The 19,646-nt window shown below is 30.1% G+C and carries 14 protein-coding genes; 6 read left to right on the top strand and 8 right to left on the bottom strand.

The genetic code is table 11. The features are described 5' to 3' along the window. Positions 1-130 precede the first annotated feature (130 nt). Together RBH29_RS09860 and RBH29_RS09855 are read right to left on the bottom strand one after the other, a co-directional pair. Positions 131-1,168 carry an NAD-dependent epimerase/dehydratase family protein gene (locus tag RBH29_RS09860; RefSeq protein ID WP_306696648.1) on the bottom strand — a complete coding sequence of 346 codons (1,038 nt, stop codon included), beginning with the start codon at positions 1,166-1,168 and terminating at the stop codon, positions 131-133. Positions 1,169-1,263: 95 nt separating this feature from the next. Next, complete coding sequence (locus RBH29_RS09855) at positions 1,264-1,902, bottom strand: HD-GYP domain-containing protein (protein WP_306696647.1); 639 nt, start codon at positions 1,900-1,902, stop codon at positions 1,264-1,266. Between the two features lie 316 nt (positions 1,903-2,218). Between RBH29_RS09855 and RBH29_RS09850 the strand changes: the two genes are divergently transcribed. The 4 genes from RBH29_RS09850 to RBH29_RS09835 all read left to right on the top strand — a co-directional run bounded on the left by RBH29_RS09850 (position 2,219) and on the right by RBH29_RS09835 (position 9,369). Further along, positions 2,219-3,478, top strand: coding sequence for an anti-sigma factor domain-containing protein (locus tag RBH29_RS09850; RefSeq protein WP_306696646.1), 1,260 nt, complete (start codon positions 2,219-2,221; stop codon positions 3,476-3,478). 212 nt (positions 3,479-3,690) lie between these two features. Beyond that, positions 3,691-5,040, top strand: a complete 1,350-nt coding sequence (locus RBH29_RS09845; protein ID WP_306696645.1) for a PTS transporter subunit IIC — start codon at positions 3,691-3,693, stop codon at positions 5,038-5,040. Between the two features lie 198 nt (positions 5,041-5,238). Continuing rightward, positions 5,239-7,614 (top strand): PAS domain-containing hybrid sensor histidine kinase/response regulator, encoded by a 2,376-nt coding sequence (locus tag RBH29_RS09840; protein ID WP_306696644.1) that lies wholly within the window; start codon positions 5,239-5,241, stop codon positions 7,612-7,614. Positions 7,615-8,157: 543 nt separating this feature from the next. Then, positions 8,158-9,369 carry a SpoIIE family protein phosphatase gene (locus tag RBH29_RS09835; RefSeq protein ID WP_306696643.1) on the top strand — a complete coding sequence of 404 codons (1,212 nt, stop codon included), beginning with the start codon at positions 8,158-8,160 and terminating at the stop codon, positions 9,367-9,369. Between the two features lie 148 nt (positions 9,370-9,517). Here the strand turns inward: RBH29_RS09835 and RBH29_RS09830 are convergent, their stop codons facing one another. Beyond that, positions 9,518-10,486 (bottom strand): phosphotransferase, encoded by a 969-nt coding sequence (locus tag RBH29_RS09830; RefSeq protein ID WP_306696642.1) that lies wholly within the window; start codon positions 10,484-10,486, stop codon positions 9,518-9,520. 173 nt (positions 10,487-10,659) lie between these two features. Continuing rightward, positions 10,660-12,150 (bottom strand): L-fucose/L-arabinose isomerase family protein, encoded by a 1,491-nt coding sequence (locus RBH29_RS09825; RefSeq protein WP_306696641.1) that lies wholly within the window; start codon positions 12,148-12,150, stop codon positions 10,660-10,662. A gap of 1,036 nt (positions 12,151-13,186) precedes the next feature. Here RBH29_RS09825 and hemZ point away from each other — a divergent pair. Continuing rightward, positions 13,187-14,662 (top strand): coproporphyrinogen dehydrogenase HemZ, encoded by a 1,476-nt coding sequence (hemZ, locus tag RBH29_RS09820; RefSeq protein ID WP_306696639.1) that lies wholly within the window; start codon positions 13,187-13,189, stop codon positions 14,660-14,662. Positions 14,663-14,779: 117 nt separating this feature from the next. Here hemZ and leuD read toward each other — a convergent pair whose 3' ends face one another. The 3 genes from leuD to RBH29_RS09805 all read right to left on the bottom strand — a co-directional run bounded on the left by leuD (position 14,780) and on the right by RBH29_RS09805 (position 17,408). Further along, complete coding sequence (gene leuD / locus RBH29_RS09815; RefSeq protein ID WP_373463316.1) at positions 14,780-15,304, bottom strand: 3-isopropylmalate dehydratase small subunit; 525 nt, start codon at positions 15,302-15,304, stop codon at positions 14,780-14,782. 16 nt (positions 15,305-15,320) lie between these two features. Continuing rightward, positions 15,321-16,601 (bottom strand): 3-isopropylmalate dehydratase large subunit, encoded by a 1,281-nt coding sequence (locus RBH29_RS09810; protein WP_306696638.1) that lies wholly within the window; start codon positions 16,599-16,601, stop codon positions 15,321-15,323. Positions 16,602-16,895: 294 nt separating this feature from the next. Then, positions 16,896-17,408 (bottom strand): ferritin family protein, encoded by a 513-nt coding sequence (locus tag RBH29_RS09805; protein ID WP_306696637.1) that lies wholly within the window; start codon positions 17,406-17,408, stop codon positions 16,896-16,898. Positions 17,409-17,610: 202 nt separating this feature from the next. On the opposite strand from RBH29_RS09805, the gene RBH29_RS09800 reads away from it, so the two are divergent. Further along, positions 17,611-18,780 (top strand): YibE/F family protein, encoded by a 1,170-nt coding sequence (locus RBH29_RS09800; protein ID WP_306696636.1) that lies wholly within the window; start codon positions 17,611-17,613, stop codon positions 18,778-18,780. A gap of 112 nt (positions 18,781-18,892) precedes the next feature. On the opposite strand, the gene RBH29_RS09795 is transcribed toward RBH29_RS09800, so the two are convergent. Continuing rightward, positions 18,893-19,646: hypothetical protein (locus RBH29_RS09795; protein WP_306696635.1), on the bottom strand; the 754-nt coding region annotated here is incomplete at its 5' end.

Here is a 19,646-nt window from a genome sequence, read left to right as displayed (position 1 = left end):
CACCATCTTATATAATGGCAGTTTTACTTTTAAATTCATTTGTGATAGATAAAACTAAATATATGAACTATAACTTTTAAATAATAGTTAATAATATTTAGGTATTAAATTTACCTTTAACACCTAAAACTTAAAAAAACCATTTCACAATTCCTAAGAAACCTTGCTTCCAAGGAACTCTATGACTAACCCCCGATTCATCTTTAAAACTGTCTACATTATCTAGATACCACTGGTAGTTTCTTAAAAGAGCATCTTTATTTGAGTGCTTTGGCTTGTATCCTAAAATTTCTTTAGCCTTATCAATTGAAACAAAGGAATCTTTGCTAGCTGTCTCATAGACCCATGCATATAAAGGAGAAATTTTCAAAAGTTCTAAAAATTTCAATCCTAAGATTACAGGTTTTGCAGGAAATCCAATTATCTTTTTACCAAATCCAGCTTTATCTAAAACTGCCTGATAATCTTCCTTCATTGTAGTAAATTCTTCAGCACCTATATTAAAAGTATCATTTACTTTTTTTAAATCTAAAGTTGCCGTTAAATAAATAGCATTACACAAATCTTCAACATCTAAAAGTTGATATCTGTTTTTACCACTTCCTATCATAGGAAAATTCTTTCCACTGCTTGCCCAATCATAAAATAAGGCAAATACACCTAATCTTTCTGGTCCAATAAAAGATTTTGGTCTTACAATAGGAACACACATGCCCTTTTTTCTATATTTTTCACAAACCTTTTCCGCTTCTATTTTTGCTTCCCCATAAGGCCCAACTCCAATCAATTTATCCTCTTCCACTAATGGATGATGGTCTGGAACTCCATAAACAGCAGTAGAAGAAACAAATATTGCTCTTTTAATACCCCTTTTTAATGATTCAGATAAAACCATTTCTGTCCCATCTACATCTGTTGAAAATATATCTTCTTTTGAATATAGGGGTAATGCAGCTGCTCCATGAACTACTATATCCACGTTCTTTAAAGAATTTTCAACTGCCTTTTTATCCCTAACATCACCTTTGACTATTCTTATTTTATCTTTCATGTCCTCATAATCAAAATCCATTATATCAAGTGACGTAACATCATGTCCTTTATCAACTAAAAATCGAATAAGATTTATTCCTAAAAAACCTGCCCCACCTGTAACTAAATATCTCATACCAATCTCCTCTAATTGTAATATTAATAAATCATTAATATTATACTATATACATATAATTATGTACAAGGGTACAAAATAAAGCTACTCCTGAACTAACTGCTTTTATTAAAAGCACCTTTTAAAAATAATTTTTTGTCTTTCCATTTGTCCCATAGTTTATTTGCTGCTTCCACTACAAGAGGATCAAATTGCACTGAAGCATTTAAATTTATTTCCTCAATACATTGTCTCCATGTCATAGCTTTTCTATATGGCCTATCTGTAGTCATGGCATCAATAGAATCCGCAACAGCAATAATTCTTGAACCAATTGGGATATTATCTTCTAAAAGCCCCTCGGGATATCCTGTTCCATCCCATCTCTCATGATGATAGAGAACTATTTTAGCAATATTTTTAAAATTCTTTGATTTATTTAAAATATTAAATCCTATATACGGATGTTTCTCTATTTCTATTCTCTCTTTTGGAAGAAGCATCCCCTTTTTATTTATAATGTTTTGTGAAATATTTAACTTTCCTATATCATGTAAATGTGCTGCGAGGTGAATATCCTCAAAGCCAATCCCTTTTATACCCATTTCTTTTGATAAATCCATACTCATATCTGCCACATTTGATGAATGCCCTCCAGTATATGGATCCTCTTTTTCAAGAGCTGTCACCAGCTGGTCAATTACTTCGTGAAATGCACCACGCCCCATGAGCCTATTTAATATATACAATATCATATAATCCCTCCTTTACTTCGTTTTTATAATTATGCTTTGATATGTATATTCACTATTATATTAATATTATGTCCTCTTATTATGAACAATGATTATCATTATCAATTATTCATTAGTAATATCTTAACAAAAGTTGCCTCATTTGTCAACAAAATTTCCCGGTAAATTAATTAATTCATACTAAAACCTTGCCTACCCTAAAAAAAAGAGTTGCTAACTCGAATATATATGTATGTGATGTAAGTCATCGGAATTTTGTCCTTGAGAACAGAGCATTATTTCTGAGATATTCTTATATAAAATGGAGGTGATTTTTGTGAAAGGAATAGTTGTTGAGATAGAAAAAGAACATGCAATAATATTAAATAGTAACGGAGAATTTTTGAAAATTAAAAATTCCGGCAATCTTACTATAGGTTATGAAGTTGATGTTCCTTCTAAAACTTTTAACTTTAAGAAATTTAAAACAATTGCATCAGCAGCAGCTATATTCTTAATGGTATTTGGACTATCAATAGTTTTTTACAACTATTTTACACCATATAGCTATGTCAGTGTTGATATTAATCCTAGCATGGAAATCACTCTTAATACTTTTGATAAAGTCATAGATGTAAATGCCATTAACAATGAGGGTGAAAAATTATTAGAAAATACTTCATATAAAAGCAAAAATCTTGAAGATGTTTTGGATTCCATATTTTATATTGCCTCTGAAAAGGGCTATGTAAGTGCTGACACAGAAAATACAATTATGATTGCCGTTTCAAGTAAAAGCAAAAAAGAAATCTCTGAAGTTAGTGAAAATATAACCACTTTAACCAAAGAAATGTTTAAAAGCAAAAATTTGAATTCAGAAATAATAGTAGAAAACACCTCTGTAGAAAAACGTGAAGAGGCTAAAGAAAAAGGAGTGTCTCAAGGTAAACTTTTTTTAATGGATACACTTAAAGTATTTGATCCCGAAATGGTTTCTGATGATTTTAAAGATATACCTGTTAAAGAAATGGTAAATATAATAAATAAATCATCTGGTGAAATAGACCCTGTTAATACAACTAATGAAAATAAAAAATCTTTGCCAAATAATAAAGTTCAACCTCCAAAAAAAGATGATATACAGCAAATAAATCCATCTCAAAGCAAAGAGGATGATAGTTCCAGTAATACTAACTCCAACAATAATAACTCCAGAAATGATAATAGGAACCCAAATAATAATTCCGCACGTCCTAATATCTCAAGTGATTTTACTGCTGGAAAATCAGGAAACAATCCATTTTCTGATGATCACACAACAAATAATGGCAACGTTCCCAATTCCATTCATTCAAGAAATAATGAAGAGGATATTCAGAATATACCTGAGCAAAATAGATCTGATAATGTTCCTGCTAAAGTAAATCCTAACAATATTCAATATAAAGTTAAAAATAACAAGCCTGAAATAAAAAATGAAGATAAGCAGGATGAAGAAAAACAAAGTGAAGATGAGAAAGAAAAGGAGGAAAAAGATAATAACTCAAATGGTAAACCTCATGATAAAATGCCTCCATCTTCAAATAAAAAACATTAACTTTATGTACAAAACTTAGCCTTTTAGAAAAAAATTTTTATATTACTTTAAGACTACATGATAAATTCTTGATATCATAAATACTAACCGTTATAATTAGTTTTGATAACTCAATTTTAACAAGGTATTTATGATTTTTTTATGTTGTTATAATGGTTAAAAAAACACTTTATAAATCACAATAAAAATATTTTGATAATCGACTAGGAGAAATGGAGATAAATATGGATATTATAAAAAATGTAACAATGTATATTCTTGGCTTTGAACCTTATGTAATGTTGCCTTTTATTATTTTGATTTTGGCAATGATTTTTAGAATTAAGCTTTCTACTGCAATAAAATCATCTTTTACCATTGGTATTGGCTTTATAGGAATATTTGTAATATTTGACTATTTTGTCACAATAATTAATCCTGTTATTCAAAAACTTATATCTAGAGCAGGGCTTCAACTTGATATTCTAGACGCCGGGTGGCCTCCTCTAGCAGCTATAACCTGGGCTTTTTCTTTAGCCCCTTTACTTTTGGTTATATTAATACTTTTAAATATTATTTTACTTATAACCAAATTAACTAAAACGGTTAATATAGATATCTGGAATTATTGGCATTTTATATTTGCCGGGGCATTGGTTTATAATATATCAAGCAGTGTTTTCTTGTCTATTCTTGCCAGCATAACAACATTTATAATTACAATTAAACTGGCAGACTGGAGTGCTCCGATGCTTCATAAGTTTTCTGGTTTAAAGGGAATTTCTGTGCCTACTCTATCCGCTGTAGCTTACTTTCCCTTTGGCGTTTTAGGTAATAAATTAATCGATTATATCCCTTTTGTAAATAAAATTAACGCCAACCCTGAGAAAATAAAAGAGAAAATGGGGCTTATAGGTGAACCAATGATTATTGGTTTTATATTAGGGGTTTTACTTGGTATTGGGGCAGGTTGCGACATTAGACAAATTGCAGAATTTGCATTTGGCATTGCAGCAGTAATATACATATTGCCCAAAATGGCAAATATTGTCGGAACTTCTTTGATTCCAATTTCTGAAGGAATGAAAGATTTTATAAAAAAACATTTTCCCAAAACAAAAAAAACATATATTGGACTTGATGTTGCTGTAATAATAGGTCTTCCTTCAGTTGTTGTAACTTCAATACTCCTTATACCTGTTTCACTGGCTTTAGCTTTTATTCTTCCTGGAGTAAGATTTATTCCACTAGGAGATTTGGTAAATTTGGTAGTAATTGCTTCACTTCTTTGTGTTGCTACAAAAGGAAATGTTGTACGTTCTTTTCTTATCGGAATTCCTATAGTCATACTCCATCTTTATTTAGCTTCAAATATGGCTTATCTATATACAAGGCTTGCAGGAAGTGTAAATTTTAGCCTTGCAGATTATGATGGAATTTTCACAAGCTTTTTAGATGGGGGAAATGCATTACGTGTATGGACTGTAGAAACATTTTCAGGTAATATCTATGCTTTCCTCTTACTCCCTGTGGTTGTAGGTGTGTTATATTTAACAAGAAAATTTTCCAGTAAAAATAACTAATATAATAAGTGTTTTTTACTTTTTCTCATGTTTGTTGTTCCTTATTTGGTATTAAACACAATAGTTTCTTCCCTCATGTTCAAAAATGCAATTAGTAAATATTAAAATTACTTATTCCATATGTAAGTTTTGTGTTAATATAATTGTTATTATGGTATATAGTAAGTATATTAACATTAAATAATGGAGATGAAATATATGGGAATAAAGCCCAATAGTTTAAAAGACTTGTATAATTTAGTAAATTATATTTTAAATAGTATAGATGCACTTATATATGTTGCCGATTTAAATACCTATGAAATATTATTTGTTAATGAAAATGTAAAAAGAGAATTTGGGAATGTCAAAGGAAAAAAGTGCTGGCAAGTATTTCATGGAAAACAAAATGAGGTCTGCAATTTCTGCAATATTGATAAAATTTTAACAGGCGAAATAAGCAAAAGCACATATGCATGGGAGTACAAAAGCATTGTTACAAATAGGTGGTACGAATGTAGAGAAAGAATAATTGAATGGATAGATGGCAGAGATGTTCACCTTCAAGTAGCTTATGATATAACCAACAGAAAGAATATTGAGGAAGACTTAAAAAAAAGTAGGGGGCAATTTGAATTGGCAGTAAAAGGTTCTCAGGATGGCATATGGGATTGGGACATAAAGACAAACAAGCTTTTTCTTTCAACTCGTTGGAAAGAGATGATTGGATATACAGACAGCGAGTTGGAAAATAATTTTTCTACTTTTGAAAGCAGAATTCATCCTAATGACAAACTAGGTGTTTTAGAGTACGTTCAAGATTATCTTAATGGAAAAATACCTTTTTATAATATGGAGTTTAGATTCAGACATAAAAAAGGTCATTATTTGTGGATACTTGCTAAAGGTGAAGCTCTTAGGGATGAAACTGGAAAACCTTACAGAATGGCAGGTTCTCATACAGATATCACAGAAATTAAAGAAAAAGAAAAAGAGCTTATTAGGCAAAAAGAAAAAGCAGATGCTGCAAATGTAGCTAAAAGTCAGTTTCTTGCTAATATGAGCCATGAAATCAGGACTCCTATGAATGGTGTAATTGGTTTTATACAATTATTAGAAATGACAAATCTAGACGAAGAACAAAAATCATTTTTGAAAAGTATAAAAACATCTTCAGATGCCCTGTTAAATATAATAAATGATATTCTTGATTTATCTAAAATAGAGGCTGGAAAACTGGAAATGGAACAAATTCCTTTTAATTTACGTGCAACTGTTGAAAAGGCAGTACAACCATTTGAGGCAAAAGCTTTAGAAAAAGGTATAGATTTAAGCATTATAACTAAATCTGACTTGCCCAAAATGCTACTTGGAGATCCTACTAGATTAAGACAAGTTATTTCTAACATTGTATGCAATGGGGTGAAATTCACAAAAAAAGGAGAAGTTTTGGTAAAAGTAGAATTGTTACAGGAAAAAGAAGCAACGTATCAAATACTTTTTACTATAGAAGACACTGGAATAGGTATAAGTGAAGACTTTTTAGATCAATTATTTTCACCTTTTGCCCAACAGGATACTTCAACAACAAGAAGATATGGAGGAACTGGCCTTGGACTTCCTATATGTAAAAATATTATTGAAATGATGGGTGGAGAAATAAAAGTAAAAAGCAAGAAAGATAAAGGTTCGTGTTTTAGTTTTTCCTTAATATTTGAAAAAACAACAGAGGAATATTCAATAAAAAACATAGATCATTCTATTTTTAAAAAAGCTAGAATACTTCTTGTTGATATTAATAAGGACGATAGAAACATAGTCAATATGTATGTTAAAAAGTTAGATTGCTTTATAGAAGAAATAGATGATTCAATGAAAGCACTTGAAGAAATATTAAATTCAATTAGAAATGATAAATACGATGTTGTTTTAATAGAAAAAGACTTGGGTGAAGTTTCAGGTTATGATTTGGTTAATGCATTAAAAGCACTACCTCTTACAAGAAATATACCTTTAATTTTATTAGATTCTAGTCCAGAAAAAGGAGAAGCTAAAAAAGCAAAAGCTGCAGGCTTTTCAGCTTATATTTCAAAACCTTTTACTCAAAATGAATTTTTAAATACCCTAGTGACATTATTTGAAGTTATTAAAAGTAACGATTTTAGTAGTAAGTTTTTTGTAACTAAACATTCTCTACGAGAAGCAAACTACAATAATAAAATAAAAATTCTCCTAGTTGAAGATAATGAAATTAATAGAAATCTCTTTGTCAAGATGTTAAATAAAAATGATTTATCTTGTGATGTTGCATACAATGGAGAAGAAGCTGTGAAAGCTTGTAAAACAAAGAAGTATGACATAATATTCATGGATTGTCAAATGCCCGGAATAGATGGTTTTGAAGCAACCAGACAAATAAGAAAAAATAATTCAGATAGCACTAAACCAATGATTGTTGCTATTACTGCTCATGCAATGAAAGAATATAAAGAAAAATGTATGGATGCTGGAATGAATGAATATATAAGTAAACCCTTTAACTATGGTGAAATAATAAAAATTATAAATCGTGTAAAAAATACATTTCACCATTAACATTTTAATCAAATACTATTTATAAAATTAACATTATATTAAAACTATAAACAGTAGTTTTTGAATAAGTCCGGCATTTCATTTCGCATTTCTTAAAATAGTTAATCTTATTCTAAGACTCCATCTTCTATAAAGTGGAGTTGCTCTTATAAATTTTCAGGTGGAGTTGAGTCTCCACCTAAAGTCTCGATGTTTAGCTTTTGCTAAACGAGTTCACTTTACCACATCCACTTAAACATTATTGCTTTACGGTAAGAACTCTAGTGAATATTAAATTAGGGTCTTTTAGTAATATACTAATTTTAAATAATAGATAAATATAAAAGTCTTTTCAAAATGTATTATAAATAATATAATTTTCTTATAAGTTTAATTTCAGTGTTTGAATGTAATTATACAAAAAAGGAAGTTAAACATGCTATTAAAAGGCATAGTTCTAACTCCAACCTAGTGTTATGTAGTTATATTAACACTTACATATTATTGGAAAATACACGCGACCAGTGAAAGTCACAAATGAATTAATAGTAAAGGGTGAAAGAAATGTCTCATACTTTTAATATATTGGAGAATATTACATGTTCAGACTTAAATTCAATTATTGATAATATTCGAGCAGCTATTTTTATTACTGACAAAAAGGAATATATTATTTATGCCAATAAAACTTGTACCAAATATTTAAAGCATACTATAGATACATTCATAGGAAAAAAAATAAAAGATTTTTTAATTTCTGAGGATCATATAAAGCTTAAGTCTCTTATGAATTCAAATGATGATAAAAATTATTGGGAACTTAATTTTAAAACTGGTAATGACGACTATGTGCTTCTAAATTGCTATAAGTTTTTTAAAGGTGATTTAATATTTTTAATAGCAAGATATAATGATCCAAGAATTACTCTTCTTCAAGACGAACTTATGTTAATAAACAACCAGATGACAAACTTAAACAGAGAAATTGAAAAAAAGAACAAGCAACTAATGGTGTTAAATGACAAATTAGAACAGCAAAAATATCACTTATATATTAAAAATAAAGTATTAAACAATCAACTTTCAATGGCAAAGAAGATACAACAACATTTAGTAAAAAAAGAAACTTTAAATCTATATAATCTGATTTTTAAAATGGATTATATTCCTGCATATCACATAGGTGGAGATTATTTTGATGTTGTGGACTTGAAAAACGGAAAAGTTGGAGTTTTTATGTCTGATGTTAGTGGCCACGGCATTTCTGCAGCTTTAATAATGGCTATTATTAAAACTATTTTCTCAAAACAAAAAAATTATTATGAGAATCCTTCAAAACTATTTTTTTATATGAATAAAGAGTTTAATGAAATTTTTGGTGAAAGCTTTGATGAGATTTATTGTGCTGCATTTTACTGTGTTATAGATACTGTTAATATGAAAATAAAATATTGTAATGCTGGAAATCCAGGAGCATATATTTTTGATAAAAAAACTATTACTAAAATGGATAAAGGTAATTTCCCGATAGGTATGTTCAAATTTTCAGAATACAAAAATAATCAAATTGCTTTTTCTCCTAAAGATAAAATTGCTTTTTTTACTGATGGATATGAAGAAATTGTTCTTCATTCTAAGTATGAGAATATAGATAATGAGTCTGTTATTAAAATCCTAAATGAAAATTGCTTAACAAAAATTGTAAACAGTAATAAAAAAATAAGAGATGATATAAGTATTATTGTTGTAGAATATAACACCCATTGCAAAAATTAGCCTGCATAAAATTTATAACTATTTTACTCACATTTCTTATGTCTACTAATTGTCATTCAAGGGAGCTTCCAACCCCTTTACAATATATGCAAAAGCTTTTTTAACACAAACAATAGCAAAAAAATACAAATCTTTAATAGGCGAGAAGCTATGTATTTAGACTATTAATTACTTTGTCTAAAATGCGTTCACTATACTTACTTTCATAATTCCCTGGAGCCCATCCTTTAAAAAATCGATAAAAATCAGTCCATGCAACAGGATATAATATACGCCATTCTTTTTCTAAAGCTTCAAAATCAACATCTTTTTTATTAATAATTAATGCTTTTTCAAGTTCTCCAAAATAAAAATTCAAAATATCCTCTTCCCAACTTTCACATTCCTCATCGTATAAGCAACTGTCCACAAAATAAGCAACATCTTTCATGCCACAGCCACCACCAACGTATTGAAAATCCACTGCAGCCACACTGTTTTTATCTTCAGATAAACAAAAGTTTTCAAGTTTAGCATCGCCATGAACAAAGGTTTTAAATCTACAATTATTGAGTTTTCCATCTATTCTTTTAGCAACACTCTTTAAATTGGTATCTTTTAAAGCCTTTAATTCATCAGGTCTGGTTTCTAAATGCCAATATGTACCTTTTGTCCATAACCCTTCCGGCTTTTCTCCTATAAAAGTAGCGTGAAAATTTGCCAACCATTTTAAACACAATCGCATTTCGTTCCAAGTTGCACTTTGCATTCTCCTTTTAAACCCCGACAAATCAAGATCTTCAAGCACCATTAAGAACTCATTATTTTGCCACTCAAGTGCATACCAATTAGCCACTCTGCAATCTTCGTTGCATTTTTTACTCCAATTTTTATAAAAAGCCATTTCCATTTTATAGGATTTTAACTTTCTCTGGTAGGAAATATTTGAGCCACGAGCTTTCTTACCTTTATCAGGTAAACATACATTTTTAACTATAACACTTCTAAAATTCGACTCGCTAAGTCCATAACGTAATATTTTACCGTATCCACCCCAAAGTTCCTGTATTTCTTCTACTTCATGTAATTCTCTTGACTGAGTTGCCTTTAGTATTAGTCTTTTAAAATATTTATTCATAACATTAAATACCTCCATATGCTATTATAAAAGGGTAATCCTTTAAAGTACAGCATTTCAGTAGACTTTTTTGATGCCAGAAAACGATTCACTTTCTTAGGCATTAAAAAACATGATAATCAAGGAAGAATTTCTCCTTCCTTGATTACCTGTTTTTTTATATAATTTTAAACCTATTTAAAAGGATTTTCTGTAGGATACATCATTGCTTTTGATTGATTGAAGTTTATTTCATCAACAGGCACTCCTAAGTATTTAAACACCTCATATAAAGCTTTGCCAAAGTGACCAAAAGCGACTGCTCCATGATGAGGATAGTTCTTTTCAATCAGCACATGACGATAGAACCTTGCCATTTCTGAAATTGCAAAAATACCAATTCCACCAAATGAACGTGTAGCCACAGGAAGAACTTCACCATTAGCTATATAAGCACGTATTTTAGAGTCAGCAGTACTTTGAAGTCTGAAAAATGTAATGTCCCCAGGAATTATATCACCTTCAAGGGTACCTTGAGTTACCTCTTCTGGAAGTGCTCTTGCCATTATCATCTGATACTTCATTTCACAAGATGATAACTTACACGATGCAGTATTCCCACAGTGAAAGCCCATAAATATATCGGTTGGATTGTAATCAAATTTGCCTTTAATGTCTTCATTATATATATCATAAGGAACGGTATTATTAATATCTAAAAGAGTCACTGCATCTTGTGATACAACTGTTCCTATAAATTCACTTAACGCCCCGTAAATATCCACTTCACATGACACTGGAATACCCTTTGCAGCTAAGCGACTGTTTACATAACAGGGAACAAAACCAAATTGTGTCTGAAATGCAGGCCAGCATTTCCCAGCAATTGTAACATATTTTCTATATCCCCTATGCTCTTCAATCCAGTCAAGTAGTGTTAATTCATACTGGGCAAGTTTTTCAAGAATTTCTGGTTTTTTATTGCCGGCCCCAAGCTCCTCTTCCATCTCTTTAACAACTTCAGGAATTCTTTCATCCCCTTCATGTTTGTTAAAAGCTTCAAAAAGATCTAATTCAGAATTTTCCTCAATTTCAACATTCATGTTGAAAAGTTGTTTAATTGGTGCATTACAGGCTAAAAAGTTTAATGGGCGTGGCCCAAAACTAATAATTTTTAAATTATTCAATCCATGAATTGCACGAGCTATTGGAAGAAACTCATTAATCATATCAGCACACTCGTCTGCTGTTCCCACAGGATATTCCGGAATATATGCTTTTATATTGCGCAATTTTAAGTTATAGCTTGCATTTAGCATACCACAATATGCATCACCACGACCTTGAATAAGTCCACCATCTTTTGATGTTTCTTCTGCTGCTGCTATAAACATTTTAGGACCTTCAAAATGTTTAGCAAGCAATGTTTCAGCTATCTCAGGACCAAAGTTACCTAAATATACACAAAGAGCATTACACCCTGCTTTTTTTAGATCTTCTAAAGCCTTCTCCATATGTATTTCACTTTCAACAATACATATTGGACATTCATATATATCTGCTTTATCATATTTTTTACTGTACGCTTCTATTAATGCTTTTCTTCTGTTTACAGATAATGATTCCGGGAAACAATCCCTACTAACTGCCACGATTCCAACTTTAATTTTCGGCATATTATTCATTTTTTTGACCTCCTTTGTTTTGAGACAATTCTAATTTTTTTATCTAATTCCGCTGTGTTTAAAATTCACTACTTTATTTGTAGTTAGCTTTGCGACATAGGATATATGTCATTTATATGAGTGAAAATATGAAAAAACATTCCTCTTCACATTTATCATATACACCTAGCGACATATATTAATTTTACATGAATCTTTTATTGACTTCAAGAATAATTATTTTCATGCTAAAGCAAATTAAAACTACACTAGTAAACAGCTTAAAATTAGAAGAATTCAATTACAAAGGTATTTAGAATTGACTTCCATGAACATAAATCTCAGAAATATAAGGAAATGAAAAATTAGCATTTTAAATCTAGAAACAGCCGGTATGTTGCATAGCTTTATCTCTTGTTCGATTTATTGATATCAGCATTCTCTTTATCTGTGTGGCTAAACATAATCTTATGAATTTCCCTTGTATTTTGAATTAGGAGGACATCAAAATTAAAGGTGTTTGTCGAAAACTTTTCTACTTTATGTAAGTTGATTGAGTTATTGTTATTTAATATATAACTTTTCTTATTTTTCACAAAAATTCTGTTCAACCTTTCTCTCTATATATTTTGCAATATTTGTTTTGGATATTGCAAAATCATTTTCCTTGATTAATGAATTGCAAATTCATCTATCTTAATCACAAAATTACTCCCCTTTATAAATAATTCATTCCACACAGATACACTTTTTATTTTTTATATATGCAACACTACCAGCTGACATTTATATAATACATCACAAAAGGTCACGCATGTAAGTGCCATTAGTCACTACTTTTCGTGACTATAGTCACTATTTTATATAAAAAAACGTGACTATAGTCACGTTACCAGTGTGTTTGTATATGTTTAATTGGATTATTTTCAAGTAATAGTTTAAGATTTTTATAGCTCACTAAAACTTATTGACTATTGAAAATAATTGTACTATGCTTGTTTTATTATTGACATAGTAATTTTTATCTCTTTTCATCTAGATATTTAGGAGGCAGAAAATGATTATTGTAGAGCTTAAAGGACATGATTATTTATATCAAGTAAAGGATGTTATTAAATTATTTTTTGAAAACAACACTGTTGAAGAAAAAAAACAAGTTTTAAAAAACAAAAGTGGAATAGTAATATATACAGAACTTAAAAAAAAGGAGAATCAGTTTGAGCTTGAAACCATTATTCTAAATGATGGTATTTCTTGTTATAAAAATGCCCATCAATTTGAGCCTTTCTCTCCTATAGATGAATCAGAAGAAAAGGCTTTAAAAAGAGAAGTAAAAAGAGAACTTTATATTGCATTGTCAAAATATACACATCAAGAGTTCCCTTGGGGATTTTTAACTGGCATAAGGCCTGCTAAACTTGTACACAAGCTACTTAATAAAGAACTCAATTATAGAGAAATAGAGAAAATATTTCAAAAATATTATTTTGTATCAAGAGAAAAAACCCAGCTTCTCTTTGATATTGCAAAAAGAGAAAAGGAAATCCTTGATTATACAAAACCTCATATGATAAGCATATATATTGGCATACCCTTTTGTAAGTCAAGATGCTTATATTGCTCATTTACTTCTAATCCAATTGATAAGTATAAAAATTCTGTTTCTTATTATATAAAAGCTTTAAAAGCTGAAATTAAAGGTGTAAAACAAATAATTAAAGAAAAAGGCTATCAAGTTCAAAGTATTTATATTGGAGGTGGTACGCCTACTTCTATTGATAAAATACATTTAGAGGAACTTTTGACTGAGGTGGAGAAAACTTTTGAGTTAAATAATCTCAGTGAATACACTTTAGAAGCTGGACGTCCTGACTCAATTACTAGGGAAAAACTCTCTTTAATTAAAAAGTATAGCGTAAACAGAATAAGTATAAACCCTCAAACCATGAACAATAAAACACTTAAAATGATTGGTCGTAAACACAGTTCAAAAGATATAATCAAATCCTTTCATATGGCAAGAGAAATTGGTTTTAAAAATATTAATATGGATGTAATTGCTGGTCTTCCAGATGAAACTATAATGGATTTTCATAAAACTATTAAAGATATTAAAACCCTTAATCCTGAAAGTCTTACTGTCCACACAATGGCAGTTAAGAGAGCATCAAAATTGACAGAAAACAATGGCATTATTGATTTTACTCCAAATAAAGAGACTCCTTTAATGATAAACATGGCATCAGAATATGCTAAAGAAATGAAAATGCACCCATACTATCTATATAGACAAAAAAACATGGCTGGCAAACTCGAAAATATTGGATACTCCAAAAAGGGTTTTGAAAGTACATATAACATTCAAATTATGGAGGAAAAACAGTCTATAATTGCCCTTGGAGCCGGTGGAATAACTAAAATAGTTTATCCAAATGATGATAGTATAAAAAGATCATTTAATGTAAAAAGTGTGGAGCTTTATATAGATAGTGTTGACGAAATGCTAAAAAGAAAAAAATCACTTATGCTTTAAAAAAGGAGCGTTGCCTAATTGGTGCAACAGCCCCTTTGCTATCAAATCCTTCACTTTTTTTAAAGGCTTATATATAAAATCCTCAACTTTTAAGTAAATTATTCAAGCCTGACCCCATTAGTAGTTTTTGTCTGCGTAGCCTACCCAGCCGCCTTCTTTTACAAGGGTTTTGTCGAATTCTCCAACAGTAAAATCAATTTCTTCAGATTTGTCACTTGCTGAAACAATAATTTTGTTGTTATCAACATCAACTTTTATTGATGTCTCCTTATTTTTATAAGTTTCAAAAAGATAATCAATCTTTTCTTTTGGCAGTTCAATTGCAAACATACCACAATTGTACATGTTTTGTCTGAATATTCTTGCAAAACTTTCAGCAATTACAACGTTAATGTCGTTTACTTCTAACGCCCAGGGTGCATGTTCCCTTGATGAGCCACATCCAAAATTGGCTCTTGTAACAATAATAGATTTACCTTCAACATCTTTTTTAGCGTCAAAACCTTCTAAACTTAAATCTTCTAAAAGATATGGCTTTAAAGCTTCCTTTGTAATCTCTGTAAGATATTTTGCAGGAATTATTTCATCTGTATTTATATCACTTCTATCTAAAAATAATACTTTTCCACTAAAAGTTTTCATCTTACCCCTCCTTCTATTAATATAAGTCAGAATTAACAATACTTCCTTTAATTGCTGTAGCTGCAGCAGTTGCAGGACTCATCAAATGAACCATTCCGCCCTTTCCCATACGACCGTTAAAGTTTCTGTTTGTTGTAGATGCACACACCTCTCCACTTGCTAATACACCATTACTCATACCAAGACAGGCTCCACAAGTAGGATTTGTTACACAAAAACCTGCATCCTGGAAAATTTCTATAATTCCTTCATTAAGTGCAGCTTTGTATATATCCGGTGTAGCTGGACTTACTATTCCACGAACATTATCGTTAATCTTTTTACCTTTTAAAACTTTAGCTGCAATTCTAAGATCCTCAATTCGTCCATTTGTACAGCTTCCAATATAAACCTGATCAACTTTTGTTCCTGTTATATCCTTTACAGTTTTAACCTGATCTGGCTTGTAACCAAAGGTAACCATTGGTTCTAAATTGGACACATCATATTCATATACTTTTTCGTAAACAGCATCTTCATCAGATATCCATTTAGAGTATTCTTTTAATGCATCTTCTTTAGTTTCAAATTCATCTTTTATAAAATCCCAAAGATAATCTACTGTTGTAGCATCTGGATAACAAATTCCACATGTTCCACCAGCTTCTATAGCCATATTACATAGAGTCATGCGAGACTCCATTGACATTTCATCAACAATAGAACCTGTAAATTCCATAACCATATTAGTTGCACCATTTACAGTTAGTTCTTTTATTACAAAGAGAATAACATCTTTTGCATAAACACCTGGCTTTAATTTTCCATTTAGCTCTATCTTTATGGTTTTCGGAAAATGGAAAGCAGAAACTCCTTTTAATATTCCAACTTCTAAATCTGTTGTTCCAATTCCGGCAGCAAAAGCTCCAAAAGCTCCATGAGTACATGTGTGAGAATCTCCCATTATTATTGTGTATCCAGGTCTTACAAATCCTTTTTCAGGAAATATAGCGTGACATACTCCATTACGTCCAATATCAAAGAAGTCCTTAATGCCATGCTTTTTAGCCCATTCACGAAGTATTTTACCCTGCTCAGCTGTTTTGCTGTCCTTTGCAGGCGTTACATGATCAATTACTGCTTTAATCTTGTTAGGATCAAAAACCCTGTCCATTCCTCTTTTTTGTAAATCAGTTATGGCTATAGGCGTAGTAATTTCATGACAAAATACTGCATCAAGCTTTAGTACATGAGTGTCTGGAAAGGGCATGTTAACCCTGTGGGCATCAAAAATTTTTTCAGCTATTGTTTTCTTCATGCTAATCATCCTTTTTTATTTATTCTATAATTCATAATAAACTAATAATTGATTATATACTATACATTATAACGCCTTATATAAAACATGCTACCTGAAATATATCCAAAACATCCTGAATTTTTAATGATTTTTGACATTTTGGATATTAAAAACCCCCTCCTTTTATAATAAAAGAAGGGGGCGTGATGTCCAAATCCGACTAGTACAAAGCATTCATTACCATCTTGTTAAAAGTTCTATTTTTCTTTAGGTAAAGTTAATGTCCATAGTTACCTAAATTCTAACTCTAAGTTATTTATCAAATATAACAGTAGTTATATTTCTCCAGTGCTTTTTTATAAGTTCTTCATATTTTTTATAAAATATATCTCTGTGTCCTTCTTCCCACTTTGCAATCTCCTTTAAAAACTTCTGTGCATTTACATCTTCAACTTCAGTTACTGCATTTTTATAAAACATTGCAAAATCACTTTCCATATGATATGCCATTCTTATAATTGAAAGATCTGACATTTCCTTTTCATCTTCTCCAATTAGTTCCGAATTAAAGGAGAGAATTGAAGGATCCAATGACTTCGAGTCATCGTCTACCACCCATGAAATTGTCAAAGGTGGCTCTTTTAATTCTAGCTGATCAAATTTTTTCTTTAAAATTTCATAATGACCTCTTTCCATCTTGGCTAATTCTTCAAACATGTTTTTTATAGGCTCTGACTGTACTTTATCCATGTAGTAATTATAAAAATTCTCAGCATCCTTTTCCATCCTCATTGCAAATTTTAAAATGTCTTTTATTTTCTCCATATTATTTAACACCTCCGAATATATTAATACCCCTAAATGTTACATATAAACACTTTGATTTAATTTTATATAAATTTTTTTGTTTTAGCTATTATGCTCATTGATTCACTATTAGTTTCAAAATAGTTCTTTTTTAGAATATTTAAGGACAGGTTTAGCATATGTATTACTAAAAGACAAATGCTAAATGGAGGAAATACAAATGAAAACATATAAATCTTTAGTGGTATTTTTAATTTTGCCTATCTTTTTATATTGCTCTATTATACAGGTACATGGAACTGATTCAAAAGAAACTGAATATTTTGAAACTGTCCGTGGTAAAGTTATTGAAATTTTAAATTCCGAAAAAGACAATATTGAAAAAAGAAATAAACCAGTATCCTGCTTAGTAAAAGTTGAAATACTAAATGGAAAACATAGTGGAAAAGTTGTAAATGCCGAATACACTATAAGTGCCGGCTATGTTAACAAGGAAAATCCTATTTTGATTAAACCTAGAGATACTGTATTAATATATTTAAACCAAAACTCAAATGGTGAAGTTATTAATGCTTACATTTCAGATACTGTAAGGGATAAATATCTGCTTTATCTAGTAGGTACATTTATATTTTTCCTTTTGGCAATAGGAAGATTTAAAGGACTTAAAGCTATTATCACTTTAGGGGTCACAGCTTTTGCAATTATAAAGTTTTTTATTCCATTAATTATAGAAGGCTATGACCCTATAGCTGTTTCTATAGGTGTATGCATAGTAATAACTACTTTAACTCTAATTATCATAGGAGGATTAAATAAAAAAGCTGCTGCTGCAATTATTGGAACTATAGGAGGGTTTGCAGTTGCAGGGGGAATAACTCAATTTATAGGCTCTTTAGCTAATTTGACGGGCCTTGGAAATGAAGAAGCTCAAATGTTAATGAATATGCCTCAAAGTGTAAATATAAATTTTAGAGGTTTGCTTTTTTCAGGTATAATAATAGGAGCTTTAGGTGCTACTATGGACGTAGGAATGTCAATATCCTCAGCTATGCATGAAATTGAAATGACAAATCCTAAAATTAAGAAAAGTGCATTAATAGGCTCTGGAATGAATATTGGAAGAGATATAATGGCAACTATGTCAAATACTTTGATTCTTGCTTATGCAGGGAGTTCTCTGCACTTGCTTCTTTTGCTTATTATGCATGATATACCTTTTATAGAAATTATCAATAGTGACATGATTGCAAGTGAAGTGGTTAGATCTTTAGCTGGCAGCCTAGGATTAATTTTTACCATTCCGATAACAGCAATTGCAGCAGGTGTTCTAAGTTCAAGAAAGCAATCACATAATCCAGGCAGAAAGAGAAAAAAACAGTATGTATAGAAAAGTTTAAAAACTTCTATTTATACAATATATTTTATCTTATACTATTCCATCTCATTCTAAGATTATAGATGAATTCATGATTTTTAGCCAGATCTAAACGATTTCACTTTTACTTAGTATTAATGTTTATTACTGCATTTTCTGTGTCTATTGAATTTGGCAAGCTATCTTCATTAATATCTTTTGGTAAATCATTTTTTATTCTTTCATTTTTAACATCTGTAATATAGTTATTTAATATTTTATCAGACACATCCTCGTAATCTATTTCTGATGAAAAAACACATGTAAATTCGTAAGAGGAACTACGTATTCTTGTGCCATCATGATAAATAATTAGTCTAGGTATAGAAAAGACATCAGAAGCTGATCTTTCATTCTTAATAGGAATTGTATACTTATTGAGAAGTAAAAAAACTACATCTACTGCCATTTTAGCATCTTCAAATGAATTTATACTTAATTTTAAATATGAGCGTTCTAAATCAGTATTATATTCATATTCCAAACCACTTAACTCAAGCAAAACCCTAATTTCCTCTCCGTGGTGATTTAAAAATGCAATTGCATAATCACAAGAATTATTTTTTCTGCTTCCAAAAGTATCTCCTCCAAAAACAATTGGTCTCATAGCTGAAGTATAACTAAATTCGACCCCATTCTCATCTTCAAAATGATAGGTTTTGTCTCTGTCTGTACCACTCCAGTATCTAAATGTAAAGGATTCTGATAAGTCCCTTTTTAAAGCCTCTTCAACTTCAGGCTGTTCATCAATGCTACAGCTTGTTAGTGTAAAAACACAAATAGCTATAATAAACAAAGCATTTGAAATACAAACTAATTTATTTTTCATATTCTTTCTC

It is taken from the genome of Herbivorax alkaliphila (genome assembly GCF_030848475.1).
Taxonomy (GTDB): domain Bacteria; phylum Bacillota; class Clostridia; order Acetivibrionales; family Acetivibrionaceae; genus Herbivorax.
The sequence above is the reverse complement of the archived record's forward strand: the minus strand, read 5'-3'. Positions and strand labels throughout refer to the sequence as shown.